The organism is Brevibacterium permense (assembly GCF_025506275.1).
Taxonomy (GTDB): domain Bacteria; phylum Actinomycetota; class Actinomycetes; order Actinomycetales; family Brevibacteriaceae; genus Brevibacterium; species Brevibacterium permense_A.
Map to the genome: position 1 here is coordinate 94,352 of NZ_QYCP01000087.1, position 12,801 is coordinate 107,152.

Annotated in this window: 10 protein-coding genes, 1 tRNA gene, 1 other RNA gene and 1 pseudogene; 5 read left to right on the plus strand and 8 right to left on the minus strand. The window is 64.9% G+C overall.

What is annotated here, in order from left to right:
* Window positions 1-5 precede the first annotated feature (5 nt).
* The 4 genes from D3I60_RS09945 to D3I60_RS09960 all read right to left on the minus strand — a co-directional run bounded on the left by D3I60_RS09945 (window position 6) and on the right by D3I60_RS09960 (window position 3,816).
* On the minus strand, window positions 6-1,502 hold the full coding sequence (locus tag D3I60_RS09945; protein ID WP_262776022.1) for a L,D-transpeptidase: 1,497 nt from the start codon (window positions 1,500-1,502) through the stop codon (window positions 6-8).
* Between the two features lie 180 nt (window positions 1,503-1,682).
* Window positions 1,683-1,778, minus strand: an RNA gene (gene ffs, locus D3I60_RS09950) — signal recognition particle sRNA small type.
* 76 nt (window positions 1,779-1,854) lie between these two features.
* Complete coding sequence (locus tag D3I60_RS09955; RefSeq protein ID WP_262776024.1) at window positions 1,855-2,280, minus strand: YciI family protein; 426 nt, start codon at window positions 2,278-2,280, stop codon at window positions 1,855-1,857.
* A gap of 72 nt (window positions 2,281-2,352) precedes the next feature.
* Complete coding sequence (locus tag D3I60_RS09960) at window positions 2,353-3,816, minus strand: MFS transporter (RefSeq protein ID WP_262776025.1); 1,464 nt, start codon at window positions 3,814-3,816, stop codon at window positions 2,353-2,355.
* Between the two features lie 122 nt (window positions 3,817-3,938).
* Here D3I60_RS09960 and D3I60_RS09965 point away from each other — a divergent pair, with 122 nt between their 5' ends.
* The 3 genes from D3I60_RS09965 (at window position 3,939) to sfnG (ending at window position 6,704) form a co-directional block, all read left to right on the plus strand.
* The gene (locus D3I60_RS09965; RefSeq protein ID WP_262776027.1) at window positions 3,939-4,838 is read left to right on the plus strand and encodes a helix-turn-helix transcriptional regulator; all 900 of its coding nucleotides are present in this window, start codon (window positions 3,939-3,941) and stop codon (window positions 4,836-4,838) included.
* Window positions 4,839-4,977: 139 nt separating this feature from the next.
* Window positions 4,978-5,065 (plus strand) — tRNA-Ser (locus D3I60_RS09970).
* 490 nt (window positions 5,066-5,555) lie between these two features.
* The gene (gene sfnG / locus D3I60_RS09975; RefSeq protein WP_262776029.1) at window positions 5,556-6,704 is read left to right on the plus strand and encodes a dimethylsulfone monooxygenase SfnG; all 1,149 of its coding nucleotides are present in this window, start codon (window positions 5,556-5,558) and stop codon (window positions 6,702-6,704) included.
* A 19-nt stretch (window positions 6,705-6,723) separates the two neighbouring features.
* Here the strand turns inward: sfnG and D3I60_RS09980 are convergent, their stop codons facing one another.
* The 4 genes and pseudogenes from D3I60_RS09980 to D3I60_RS09995 all read right to left on the minus strand — a co-directional run bounded on the left by D3I60_RS09980 (window position 6,724) and on the right by D3I60_RS09995 (window position 10,758).
* On the minus strand, window positions 6,724-8,136 hold the full coding sequence (locus D3I60_RS09980; RefSeq protein ID WP_262776031.1) for a SpoIID/LytB domain-containing protein: 1,413 nt from the start codon (window positions 8,134-8,136) through the stop codon (window positions 6,724-6,726).
* A 124-nt stretch (window positions 8,137-8,260) separates the two neighbouring features.
* A pseudogene (locus tag D3I60_RS09985) lies at window positions 8,261-8,794 on the minus strand (type 1 glutamine amidotransferase domain-containing protein).
* Window positions 8,795-8,890: 96 nt separating this feature from the next.
* Window positions 8,891-9,850 carry an NADP-dependent oxidoreductase gene (locus D3I60_RS09990; RefSeq protein WP_262776033.1) on the minus strand — a complete coding sequence of 320 codons (960 nt, stop codon included), beginning with the start codon at window positions 9,848-9,850 and terminating at the stop codon, window positions 8,891-8,893.
* Window positions 9,851-10,104: 254 nt separating this feature from the next.
* Window positions 10,105-10,758, minus strand: coding sequence for a hypothetical protein (locus D3I60_RS09995; RefSeq protein ID WP_262776035.1), 654 nt, complete (start codon window positions 10,756-10,758; stop codon window positions 10,105-10,107).
* A gap of 275 nt (window positions 10,759-11,033) precedes the next feature.
* Here D3I60_RS09995 and D3I60_RS10000 point away from each other — a divergent pair, with 275 nt between their 5' ends.
* Window positions 11,034-11,441, plus strand: a complete 408-nt coding sequence (locus D3I60_RS10000) for a YciI family protein (protein WP_262776037.1) — start codon at window positions 11,034-11,036, stop codon at window positions 11,439-11,441.
* A 24-nt stretch (window positions 11,442-11,465) separates the two neighbouring features.
* Complete coding sequence (locus tag D3I60_RS10005) at window positions 11,466-12,665, plus strand: RNA polymerase sigma factor (RefSeq protein WP_262776039.1); 1,200 nt, start codon at window positions 11,466-11,468, stop codon at window positions 12,663-12,665.
* Window positions 12,666-12,801 lie beyond the last annotated feature (136 nt).

The window sequence follows — 12,801 nt, forward strand, 5'->3', positions numbered from 1 at the left end:
CGCTCTCAATCGAGGGCGCTCAGCTTCTTCCATTCATCCCACGAGTACACCCAATCAGAGATGTCGCTGTCATCGGTCGAGAGGCTCACTTGGGAACCGGTGACCTCGACGGGATCGCCGAAGATCGCGGAGTCGTAGTACTCCTTGGCCCGTTCGGTGGTGAGATTGATGCAGCCGTGGGAGACGTTCTGCGAGCCTTGGACGCCTGCCGACCACGGGGCGGCGTGGATGAATTCGCCGTTGTTGTGGATACGCACCGCCCACTGCACATCTGTCTCGTAGTCCCACTGTTCGGAGGTCATCGTATAGTCGGCGGCCTTCGACATGACCACATGCGTGCCGTTGTAGGACGGGGACTTCGGTGCGCCGAGCGAGGCCGGGAAGTCCATGACGGTCTTGCCGTCACGAGTGACGGTCATACGATGGGACTTCGCATCGGCCTTGACGACCTGCTTGCGTCCGATCTCGAAATCGAGGGTGAGGTCGTTCTGACCCACGCTGGTCTCGCCCGTCGGCACATCCTTGAGCGGAACGTCGACGGAGACCTTCGAATGAGCGGGCCAGAACTCCTTCGGGCGGAAATGCAGTCGGGACTGCGGATCGTCGTAGAGCCAACCCCAGGAGCCCTCGACCTCCCGCTCCTTGCCGTGTTCATCGGTGACCTTGACCGAGAGACGGCGTTCGACATCGTCGCGGAAGTCCTTGGACACGGTGGAGCCGAAGTTGAGCATGATGGGGGCGGCGACGCCGACCGTCTGATCATCGGCGAGCGTTGTGCGCACCGACATCGGAGCGCCGTCGCTGGCGCCGACGGTGATCGTTGCGTCGAGGTCGACCTCGTCTCCGTCGGCAGTGGTGGCGGTGACTTTCAGGGTGTATTCGCTGTCGGCGACGAGGCCGTAAGTCGAGATCCAGGCGGCGGATTCGTCAGGGGCGGCAACCGACTCGGCGGTGTCCTTGTTGGCTGTTTCGGCGTCCTTCGAACCATCGTCGGCGGTCTCGGACTCGGTGGAGCTCGGTGTCGACGAACCGGCTTGGGCGTCGTCATCTGTCTCGAGCGCCGTGCCCGAAGCGTCGAAGAACGTGCCGGGGTCGTGCGCGATCCGGGGGTGGGCCTCCTCGGTGACGGAGATGTCACTGAGGTCTGCGTTCTCGACGGAGATGCCGATCCGCTGGCCGGCCTCGAGCTCGATGTCATCACCGGATTCTGTCACCTCGCCGAAGTCCCCGGCGCCGGGCATCGCGGTCGCCGCATCGGCGGATTCACTCGGCTCAGCTGAGGAGGTCGCATCGCTGGTCTGCGAAGACGGTGTCGATTCGGACGCGGTTTCTGCTGCCTCGGAGGTGATGGCTCCGACGCGGAACACGGGATCCGCGGCCGCTTCGGCGGTCTTGTTCGCGCCGTTGCGGGTCGCGTCGGGATCGTTGCTCGACGGCGTGCACGCCGTGAGCAGGGCCAGTGCCGAAAGGGCGGCAACGGCCCCTTGGATCTTCGTGGACAACAGGGAAACCTCGTTTAAGCACAGGGATGAGAACTGCGAATAATGGTAATGAAGCAAAATCACGAAAGTATTAACGCTTTCGCTTCTTCGACCCGATTCAGGCGCCCGAAAGCTCGTGGAGGCAGAGCTGACCTGGGCAGATGGGGGAGTGGGGGAGTTGTGGAATTGTGATGTTGGGGAATAGAGGACTCCCCGTGCACCCGACAGAGCTCGCTTACCCTTGCTGCCTTCCGGCCCTGGGGGAGTTCACAAGATGACGCCGCACGGGGAGCCGTGAATCAGTCTAGTCGAGAGCGGCCTCGGTGGACAAAACGAGTGGGCGGGGCCACACGGTATCGGTCGGCGACAGGGTTCAGCCGTTGTTGAGTCGGCCCTGTTCGATCCATTCCTGTTCCTTCTGGATCCATTCGTTGTCTTCGGGGAAGTCTTCGGGGCCGTTGATGCGACGGACCTCGATCTGGGATCCGGCTTCCAACGGTGCCTTCTTCGCCCAGTCGATGGCTTCGTCCTGGGAGGCGACGTCGACGATCCAGAATCCGTTGAAAAGTTCGCGCAGGCTGCCGTAGGCGCCGGATGAGGCAGTGGGCTCGTCGTCGGAGAAGTCGACGACGGCGCCCTCGGACGGGTCGGCCAGACCTGCACCGTCGGACATGACGCCGGCGTTGATCATCGATTCGTTGTACGCGCCCATGGCAGCGATCATCTCGTTGAAATCGGCTTCGGCCATCCGTTCGACGGCGGCTTGATCGATGGTGCGCATGATGAGCATGAATTTCATGATGACTCCTCGGTCGGGGCCGTGCCTGAGCGGAGTCGGCTGAGACCGCTTCGCGCACTGCTCACGGCAAGCCTATGTCGACTGCCCCGAGGTGCGGGTCGCTCGACGGCTGACTCGGAGCAGATACCAAGCTCCGGCGGCGAAGACGAAGCTCAGCAGAATCTGCACCAGGCAGGCGATGCCGAACGCGACGTCGAACCCGAAGACAGCTGTGAACGAGTGGAAGAGCGCACCGAGGAGCGCGACACCCACGGCGATCCCCGCTTGCTGCATCGTTGCGATGAGACCGCCGCTCAGCCCGGCGACTCGGTCGGGGACGGCGCCGACGATTGTGCCCACCAAGGGGCCGAACTGCATGGACTGCCCCGCGCCGAGGATGAGCGCAGGAGCCTGGAACCACAGGTGCCACCCTGTTCCCGCGCTCGAAGAGACCCATGCGATGCCGAGAAGTCCTGCGATCTGCAGGCCGGTGCCCAGCAGCATGGTGCCTGGGCCGGTGAAGTATCCGACCAGACGATGGACGTACAGGGAGGAGACGAGGAACGCGATGCAGAAAACGGCGAGGGTGAGACCTGAGATATATGCCGGATCGGCATGCCCGGTCTGGGAGACCAGGGAGAAATTGAAGAGGAAAGTGCCGAACCCCGCGAAGAAGACGAAGGCCATGAGCATTCCCACCCACGCGGCTGGGACCGCGACGACGGAGGGCGGGATGAGTGGGAACCTGCCTGTCGCGTCGGCCCGGGACTGCCACACGACGAAAGTCGCGAAACCCGAGGCGCTGACCGTCAGCAGGATCGTCGGTACGGGCAGCCATCCGGTGACCGGTCCAAGCGCCAGTCCGATGACGAGGCTCATCATGCCCACGCCGAGGAGGATCGCGCCGGGGGCGTCGAGGGGTGCCGGGTCGGTGCTGTGTGATTCGGTCAGACGCAGGGAACCGAGATAGGCGGCTGCGGCGGCGACCGCGCAGCTGAGGAACGCCGCCCGCCATCCCCAGGTCTCGCCGAAGAGGGAGACGAGTCCGCCGCCGAGGACCTGACCACCGACGGTGCCGACTCCGGAGAATGCGCCGAAGAGGCTGATCGCCTTCAACCGTGCGGCCCCGGACAGCGAATGCTGGAAGCTCGCGAGGATCTGCGGCATCATCACCGCCGCTGCCGAGCCCTGGGTTGCGCGAGCAACGAGCAGGAAGAGCGGATCGGGTGCCAGTCCGACGGTGATTGAGGTGATGACGAGCGCGCCCGTGCCGATCATGAACAGGCGGCGACGCCCGAAGCGGTCCCCAATGCGACCGCAGAGGATGAGGCCGGAGGCGAAGGCGGCGGAGAACAGACCGACGATGAGGGCCGAGGTCGCATCGCTCGCACCGATGTCGGCCTTCACCGCGGGGATTGCGACGTTCGAGACGGAGAACATGAACGTCGCGAGGAACGCACCGAGGTGGAGCGGCCAGAGGACGGGGGCGACGTTGGGCACGTGACCGGGAGCCGCCTCGGCGGAGGTCGATGATGTCTGTGTGTGGGAATCTCTCATGGATCCAGTCTGCGGTGGCCCGCGGGGAAGTGGGAGGGCGTGCTGATGGTGTTGGTCGCACCACCAGGCTGAGAGGGGTGACGGGGTGGAAGGGCGTGAGCGTCGGGCGGACAATGGGGGGCATGGCACAAGTGAGAACCGAGGAGCTCGGACGATTCCTGCGTTCGCGACGAAACCGGGTGCGGCCCTGCGAGGTCGGTCTTGCGGCCGGCACCCGGCGGAGGGTGCCGGGACTGCGGCGTGAAGAGGTCGCTGTGCTCGCGAACATCGGCACCAGTTGGTACACCTGGCTTGAGCAGGGGCGCGAGGTCCACCCCTCGGAGTCGGTGCTCGAATCCATCGCCGAGGCGCTCCTGCTCGACCGTGAGGAGCGTGCCCATCTCTTCCTGCTGGGCGGATACCCGGATCGAGTCGCGAACCCGGGGGACTCGGCGGTGGGAGAGCAGATGCGCACCTTGCTCGACGAACTGCTGCCGCTGCCGGCGATGGTCACTGATCCGCGGTATACGATCCTCGCCTTCAACTCCGTCGAACGGTATCTCGCCTCCGACCTCGAAGCTCTCGCTCCAGCCGACCGGAACTGTGCGATCCAGTCCTTCGAGAGTCCGGAATGGGCGCGGACCTTCCACTCCGACGACGGTCATCGGGCGCAGGTCGTGGCGAAGCTGCGTGCCTCCTACGCGGAGTCGATCGACGATCCGGAGTGGTCGCCGCTGCTGTCGCGGCTGCGCAGGAATCCGGAATTCTGCCGCCTGTGGGATTCGGGGTCGGTCGGTCGATCTGTCGGGCGGGTCAAGACCATTGAGAACCCGTATGTGGGCACGCTCAAGCTGACGATGACGACGCTCATCGCGCAGGAGAACCAGAGGCTGACGCTGTCGGTCTATCAGCCGGTGGACACGGTGACGCGGTCCCGCTTGGAGACGCTGCACGGCTGGATCAACGACGGGAGCATCGAGCGCAGATGGGAGGACGGGGCGCAGACGTCGGCAGAACGGCATCTCCGCGCCGTCGCCGATTGAACCGTTTGCCGTCGGGCGATGAGGTCGCGTGATCGCGGTCGGGGGTCGATGCCGACTGTTCACCTGCGGGAAGTGGGATGCTTCACACTCGGCCACCGCGATTTCGCATTGTCGTCATGACTCGGATAAGCTGATTCGCGGAGGATTCGCCTAGTGGCCTATGGCGCTCGCCTGGAACGCGGGTTGGGTTAACGCCCTCAGGGGTTCGAATCCCCTATCCTCCGCCACGGAAGTCCCGGTCTTGCAGTTGCTGCGGGCCGGGACTTCGTCGATTCACCGGCTGCGGGTCCCGGGCCGGTCGGTCGCTGCATCCTCCACCGGCCGTGTCATCTCCTACCGGTGCTTTCGCATCCCTCGTCGGTCCTGGCTCAACGCACCGGTGCAACGAGGTGGTGTGCCGCCAAGGGTGAGGGATGCGGAGCTGAGTGCAGCGGACGGCAATTGCCGGAAGGCAAATCACATGACAGTTCGTGGCGGAAGGCGTCATTGTGACGGCATGCGTCAGCCCGCGAAGTCTGCCCGCCGTGTGTGGTCTGCGTCTCAGTAGTCTGGCACGGCACGCCAATACACAAGATATTGCACACCTGCACACATCACGAGCGACCGAAGGGAACTGGCCCGGTGACGTCGCAGCAACTGGTCCGGCGCGCGCAGCTCGAGCAGTATGCGACCCGCGGACACGGTGCTCATGCCAGTTTCGATGGGAAGGGACACACAATGACGAACCTCCACGCCAACCCGATCTATACCGGCGAACCCGAAGACCTGAAGTTCGCCTACTGGGTGCCCAACGTCTCCGGCGGCCTGGTCGTGTCGAACATCGAACAGCGCACCGACTGGGGCTACGACTACAACGTCAAGCTCGCACAGACCGCCGAGGCAGTCGGCTACGAATACGCTCTCAGCCAGGTCCGCTACCTCTCCAGCTACGGCGCGGCCCAGCAGCACGAATCGACCTCCACGTCACTCGCGCTCGCCCTTGCCACTGAGAAACTCAAGGTCATCGCCGCCATCCACCCGGGCATCTGGGAACCGGCCGTGCTCGCGAAGTTCATCCTCACCGCCGACCAGTTCACGAAGGGCCGGGCCGCCATCAACGTCGTCTCCGGCTGGTTCAAGGACGAATACACCCGCCTCGGCCTGCCATGGCTCGAACACGGCGAACGGTACCGGCGCTCCGCCGAGTTCATGGACGTCGTCCGCAAGCTCTTCACCGAGGAGAATGTCGAGTACCGGGGCAATTTCTACACCGTCGACGACTTCACCCTCCGCCCCGGCCCCTACCCGGTCGAAGGCCGCCCCCATCCGGAGATCTTCCAAGGCGGAAACTCCTCTGCCGCCCGCATCAACGGCGGCAAGCACGCCGACTGGTACTTCTCCAATGGCAAGGACTTCGACGGCTTCCTCGAACAGTACGACGACGTCACCGAGGTGGCCCGAACGCACAATCGGAAAGTCCGCTTCGGGCTCAACGGATTCGCCATCGTCCGCGACACCGAAGCCGAAGCCCGCGAACAGCTGCGTGAGATCATCGCCAAAGCCGATGAAGGCGCCGTCGAAGGATTCCGCAAGTCCGTCCAACAGGCCGGAGCCTCGACTCATGATAAGAAGGGCATGTGGGCGGATTCGAGCTTCGAAGACCTCGTCCAGTACAACGACGGCTTCCGCACCCAGCTCATCGGCACTCCCGAACAGGTCGCCGACCGCATCATCGAGTACAAGAAGATCGGCGTCGACCTCATCCTCACCGGCTTCCTCCACTTCCAGGAGGAACTCGAAGCGTTCGGCAAGACCGTCATCCCGATCGTGCGCGAGAAGGAAGCCGAACTCATCAACAGGGGACCGCTCACCCCTGCCGGAGTGTGATCCTGGACGCGAGTTTCCCTCAGGCCACGCTGAATGACGCGGACTTGAGCTTCAGCTTGGTCCGCAGCTGATCGCCGGTGAGGCTCGCGGTCTTCCCCTTCACCGAGGTGGCTTTCACCGTCTTCACCAGACCGGAGCCGGTCTTCGCCACCGTCACAGACCGGACGTCTGCCAGCCCGAACGCCCGTGTCATGTCGGCCTGCTTGGCCGTCACCGACCACGAGGCGTTCGGGTTCTGCGCAGAGGCATACTTCGACGGGGAGTCATCGACCGAGACCAGGTACGGCACGGCCGACCCCCACACCTCGGCAGCCGAATGCGTCTTCGACCCGGACGAGGACGAGTAGACAGCATCGATGAGTCCGCCCTTGTAGGTGATGAGGCGCGCCGACTTCACCGTCGACCCGCTCGTGGTCTGTGTCGCGGCCACGGCCTTGCGCCACGGACCGGAACCGCCTGCATTCTCATGAGTCCACCCGAGGAAACGCTGCGAGGCCACCTCGTCATAGACGTTGCATCCGCAGGCCGGCTTCACCGCACCGAGATTGCGGTAGGCGTAGGTGCGCGAAGCGATGGCCTGACTGCGCAGGGCTTCGGACTGCCACGACGCCGGCATCTCGGCGATGCCCGGCAGGTACTCCTTGTTGAGACTCACCACGTTGATGACGTTGAGCGAGCGCTTCAGCTGACCGATCTCGAGCCGTCCGTGTCGGTAGGTGCCGGTCGCCCCGTTCTGGGCGCCGCTGACCGACACCGTCGTCGCCGACGAACTCTTCCAATATCGGGTGCCCTGCCATTCGAGGGTGAGCTTCGATCCCGAATAGCTCTGCGACCCGACGGTCGCCTTGACCGAACCCGACGAGGTCCGTTCGATCGTGACCTTCGAGCCCGATTCGATGGTCTTCGACCCGACTTTGACCCGCAGACGGCCGGACCGCGGGGTGACCGTCACGGACTTCTTCCCGGTCAGCAGCTGCACCTTGAGACTGGCGTCGGCGTCCTTCGACATCGTCGTGATCTTGGCCCCGGTGTAGTAGTGCTGCAGGATCTGCGTCGAAGACTTTCCGGCTGCCGCCATTCCACGCGCTCCGTACTGGCTCATCCCGACCCCATGGCCGAACCCAGACCCCTTGATCGTGAACGACGACGGCGCCTTCGTCAGCGTCACTTTCGCTCCGGACTTCGCAGTCCACACGATCATGCCGTTCTGAAAGTTCTGCCGATTCGCGGACCCGGACCGGTACTCGTTGCTCGTCGGATAGCCGAGCAGACCGCGTTCCCACCCGGACTTCTTCCACGCCGTGCGGATCGCGCCCGAGGTCGCATGGGCGGCATGTGCCGGAGGAGGTGTGGAACAGAGAATGAGAAGGAACCCGATGAACAGCGCCGCGAGGGCAGGAGTCGTCGCCTTGACGAACAGGGAAGCTGGCATGAGTAGATCATAAGCGCGGCTGTCGAGACCCCAGGTGACGAACAGACGAACTCCCCGAAACGATCGTTCCGGGGAGTTCGTCGCCGAGGTGGTCTTGCTTCGGCGAAAGAGGCATGGTTGCAGGTCAGCTCAGCATGTCAGCGATCGCCTTGTTGAAGGCGTCGAGGTCGCCGGGGTTGCGGGAGGTGATGAGGTTGCCGTCGACGACCACCGCGGTGTCGGTCCATTCGGCTCCGGCGTTGATGAGGTCGGTCTTCGTCGCGATGAAGGACGTCAGCTTCCGCCCCTAGGCCACTCCCGCCTCGGCAAGGATCCACGGGGCATGGCAGATTGCCGCGACAGGTTTGTCGGCAACGAAGAACGCTTTGACGAGGTTGACGGCGTCCTCGTTCAGACGCAGGGCGTCGGCGTTGAGGGTGCCGCCGGGCAGGACGAGGGCGTCGAAGTCATCGACCGAGGCCTCGGCAACGGGAACGTCGACGTCGAAGGTCTCGGCATGCTCCCAATCGCCTTCCATCGCCTGCAGCGTTCCCTCGGACGGGGAGACGATGACGGTCGTCGCCCCAGCCTCGTCGAGTGCGGCGCGGGGACTGGTGAGTTCGATCTGCTCGACACCGCGGGTGAGGAGGAATGCGACCTTCTTATCGGTGATAGCCATGATGGTGCTCCTTTTCTGTGTCCGGTTGTGAGAACTGTCTGTCGTGAAATCCGTCTGTCGTGGGAATTGAGCCGCCGCAGAACCTGGGCCGGCGCCTCAGGTCAGATGGGCTCGCTGCTCGTCGGTCAGCGGCTTCGCGGGGAAGCGCAGCAGCACCTTGCCTGCCGGGTGGGCGGTGAGCAGATGCCGGTAGGCGTCGTGGACCTCTTCGGCGTCGAAGACCCGGGCGATCGGAACGTGGATATGGCCGTAGGCGATGGCCTGGCCCAGCCAGACCATGTCATCACGGCGGGCCTTGGCTTCGCCGTCGATGCTCACCCCGTACTTCTCCGCGACCGTGGGACCCGCACCGATCGAGACGATGCGTCCGGCTGGAATGCCGAGGTCGATCATGCCCGTGATCTCGTCCTCTCCCTGCGTCGAATACGCGGCCTGGATCCCGTCCGGGGCGAGCTCACCGACCCGGTCCCACAGTCCCTCACCGTAGGTGACGGGGTCGATCCCGAGGCTTTCCAAGAGAGCGTGATTGCCCTGGCTGGCGCTGCCGATGACCCTCGCCCCGAGGTTGCGGGCGAGCTGGGCGACGATGATGCCGACGCCGCCGGAGGCCCCAGAGACGAAGAGAGTGTCGCCTTCGCTCAGGCCCAGGGCGCGGATTCCGGCGACGGCGGTGCGCCCGGCGACGTAGAGGCCTCCGGCGGTGTCGACGCCGAGTCCGCGCGGGATCCTGTCGAGCCTGTCGGCAGGATCGGTGATGAGAAGTTGTTCGGTCTGCGCCTGCTTCGGCAGCCCGCCGTAGACGAGGTCTCCGGGCGCGAAGTCCGTAACCCCCTCGCCGACCGAGGCGACGACGCCGGAGAAGTCCACGCCGTTGCCGGAGGCAGTTTCGACGGAACCGAAGCGACCGCCCTGGAGCATCTTCCAATCCAGGGGATTGAGCCCGGCATAGAGGACGGTGACGAGGACCTGGCCTTCGCCGACCTCGGGGACGGCCACCTCGGCGAGGTGAAGCTGATCGATGTCTCCGTTGGAGGTGTACTGGACGCGTCTGGTCATGCTCTGCTCCTCATCGGTGGGCGAATCAGTCCGACGGACGAATCGGTTGGGGCCCGACCTGTTCCGCGGCCCACATCAGCGACAACACCACAGGAAGCCGACTTGTTCCACGACACGAATGACCGCACTCCCCGGGCCGCAGCGGGCCAGGGGAGTGCGGGTGGGGATGCGCGGAATTCGTCAGGCGAATCGCGGCTGCTCGAGGGGAGCGGATCGGGGCGGCCGCGCCGATGAGGCGACCGGGCACGGTCGGCTCAGATGTTCGGGAACTCGAGGCTGTAGCCGATGCCGGACTGCGAAGCCGAGGTGATCTTCACAGTGCCGTAGTGATTCTCGCCGGCAGCGGTGACGGTGCAGTTCTGCGAGCCGCTGTGGGAGAAGATCCGCAGGTCGGAGTAGCAGTCGACGGTGTCGACCGTGGTGCCCTGCTTGGCGTAGGCGTTCTTGATGTCCGCCTCGAGAACGTCGGCGGGGATCTTGCCGTTGCCGTCGGCGTCGAGTTCGACTCCGTCTTCGCCGATCCGCGGGCCCTGGTAGCCGTTGTCGGCCGTGACGCTCGACGACGATGATCCGCTCGAGGTGGAGGAACCACTCGCCGAGGAGGCGCTGGACGAATCCGTGGATCCGCCGCTGCCGGTGGTGCCGTTGTCCGTCGTGCCGTCATCGCTCGTGCCGGACGAACCCGAACTGGCGGAATCCGACGTGGAGCCCGAATCCGATGCCGGTTCTTCGGCGGCCGTCTCGGTGGTCTCGGTCTCCTGCTCCTGCTGGCCGTCCTGCTCCTGGCCCTGTTCCTGTCCCTGGCCTTCCGGGCCGAAGGTGATGTTCATATCGCAGGCCGAGAGCGTCAGGGTCGCGGCGAGAGCTCCGGCAACGGTGATGGTCTTGAGAAGTGTCTGTGCCTTCATGATCTGCTCCTGGTCTCGTGTGCAGAAAGCTGTCGGTGTTTCGTACGAGACAAGCCTCTCAGCGCGGAGCCGTGACCTTGGCCGATTCGTGTTCGGATCCGGTGACGCGTGTTCCAGGACGGACACATCGGCCTATTCTGGGACTGTGTTCGATGACCGGAGCCGAAGAGATCCGAGAAATCTTCGCCGTCGATGTCGAGAACACTCATCCGGCTGCGTCCCAGACATGTCAGCGAGCACAACCCGTGCGAGCGACACGAGACAAGGAGACCATCATGGCCAAGTACCTCATGCTCAAGCACTATCGGATGTCGAGCGACCTCATGAACTACACCCCGATGGATCAGTGGAGTCCCGACGAGGTCGACGCGCATATGGCGTACATGAACGCCTTCGCCGACAAACTCAAGGACTCCGGCGAATTCGTCGACTCCCAGGCGCTCTCGCCCGAGGGCACCTTCGTCCAATCCGGCGGACCGGGCAAGCCTCCGGTCACCGACGGCCCCTTCCCGGAGACGAAGGACCTCATCGCCGGGTGGATGGTCATCGACGTCGAGAACTACGACAGGGCTCTCGAACTCGCTGGTGAGCTCTCGGCCGCACCGGGCAAGGGAGGAGAGCCGATCAACGAATGGCTCGAACTGCGCCCCTTCCTCGACCACGCACCCAGCGTGGACGAATGATCAGGGACGCGAACGGAGTCCGCGATGATCGATCCGGATCCCCTCGCCGAGGCGGAGCTGCGTGAGCTCGTCCCGGCCGTGATCGGCATCCTCGTCAGTCGTGGAGCAGACTTCGCGACCGCCGAGGATGCCGTTCAAGACGCGCTCATCGAAGCCCTGCGATCGTGGCCGTCCGACCCGCCCCGCGACCGGCGGGGCTGGCTCGTGACGGTGGCGTGGCGGAAGTTCCTCGACATTGTGCGATCTGAAGGATCGCGGGTGAAACGCGAGGAACGGGTCATGGCCGCCACTCTCGCCGAGCCCGAAACCTCGGCCGAATCCGGGGACGACGGCGTCCCGAACGTCGATGACACCCTCGACCTCTACGTCCTCTGCGCCCATCCCGACCTCAGCCCTGCCTCGGCGGTGGCCCTGACCCTGCTGGCAGTGGGCGGACTGACGACGAAGCAGATCGCCGCAGCCTATATGGTGCCCGAGTCGACGATGGCTCAGCGCATCAGCCGCGCCAAATCCACGATCGCAGGTTCCCGGCTCAACCGACCCGGCGACCTGTCCTCGGTGCTCACCACCCTCTACCTCGTGTTCAACGAAGGCCACTCGGGCGATGTCGACCTCGTCGCCGAGGCGATCCGACTGACCCGCAGCCTGCGGGCGATGATCGACTCCGCCGAGGTGGACGGACTGCTCGCCCTGATGCTCCTCCACCACGCCCGCCGCGACGCCCGTTTCGGTCCGGACGGACGACTCATCGCGCTGGCCGATCAGGATCGCACCCTGTGGGATCGACGGCTCATCGTCGAGGGCATCGAGATCCTGCAGGCAGCCCTTGGTCGGGACGAACTCGGTCAGTATCAGGCACAGGCCGCCATCGCGGCACTCCACGCCGATGCGCAGACGGTCGAGGACACCGACTGGGTGCAGATCGTTCAGTGGTACGACGAACTGCTGGCCCTGCGAGATACCCCGATTGTGCGTCTCAACCGAGCCGTGGCCGTCGGGGAGTCCGACGGCCCAGGGGCGGGACTGGCCGAACTGCGGGGCCTGGACGAGAGCCTGCCGCGCTACTTCGCCGTCGAAGCGCACCTGCGCGAACGGGCCGGGGAGTCACAGCGGGCCGCCGAGCTCTACGTACGGGCCGCCGAACGGGCCGGCAGCGTCGCCGAACGCGACCATCTCAACCGGCAGGCGGCACGTGTTCGCTCGGGGCAGGGGCACCGACCGTGACCGAGACGCCGGTGACGGCGGTGATCACGGTCTCGCTCAACCGCCTCGGCGAGCGAGGTTGATCACTCCTGTCGGCAGAAGACATTCGTCAGCATCGATGGCGGACTACGATCGAAGGGAGCACTCAGCTCACCAA

Bases quoted from the DNA above. Each gene is read 5' to 3' on its own strand.
- D3I60_RS09955 (WP_262776024.1), bottom strand. From the start codon at position 2,280: ATGAAATTCATGCTCATCATGCGCACCATCGATCAAGCCGCCGTCGAA.
- D3I60_RS09960 (WP_262776025.1), bottom strand. From the start codon at position 3,816: ATGAGAGATTCCCACACACAGACATCATCGACCTCCGCCGAGGCGGCT.
- D3I60_RS09965 (WP_262776027.1), top strand. From the start codon at position 3,939: ATGGCACAAGTGAGAACCGAGGAGCTCGGACGATTCCTGCGTTCGCGA.
- sfnG (WP_262776029.1), top strand. From the start codon at position 5,556: ATGACGAACCTCCACGCCAACCCGATCTATACCGGCGAACCCGAAGAC.
- D3I60_RS09980 (WP_262776031.1), bottom strand. From the start codon at position 8,136: ATGCCAGCTTCCCTGTTCGTCAAGGCGACGACTCCTGCCCTCGCGGCG.
- D3I60_RS09990 (WP_262776033.1), bottom strand. From the start codon at position 9,850: ATGACCAGACGCGTCCAGTACACCTCCAACGGAGACATCGATCAGCTT.
- D3I60_RS09995 (WP_262776035.1), bottom strand. From the start codon at position 10,758: ATGAAGGCACAGACACTTCTCAAGACCATCACCGTTGCCGGAGCTCTC.
- D3I60_RS10000 (WP_262776037.1), top strand. From the start codon at position 11,034: ATGGCCAAGTACCTCATGCTCAAGCACTATCGGATGTCGAGCGACCTC.
- D3I60_RS10005 (WP_262776039.1), top strand. From the start codon at position 11,466: ATGATCGATCCGGATCCCCTCGCCGAGGCGGAGCTGCGTGAGCTCGTC.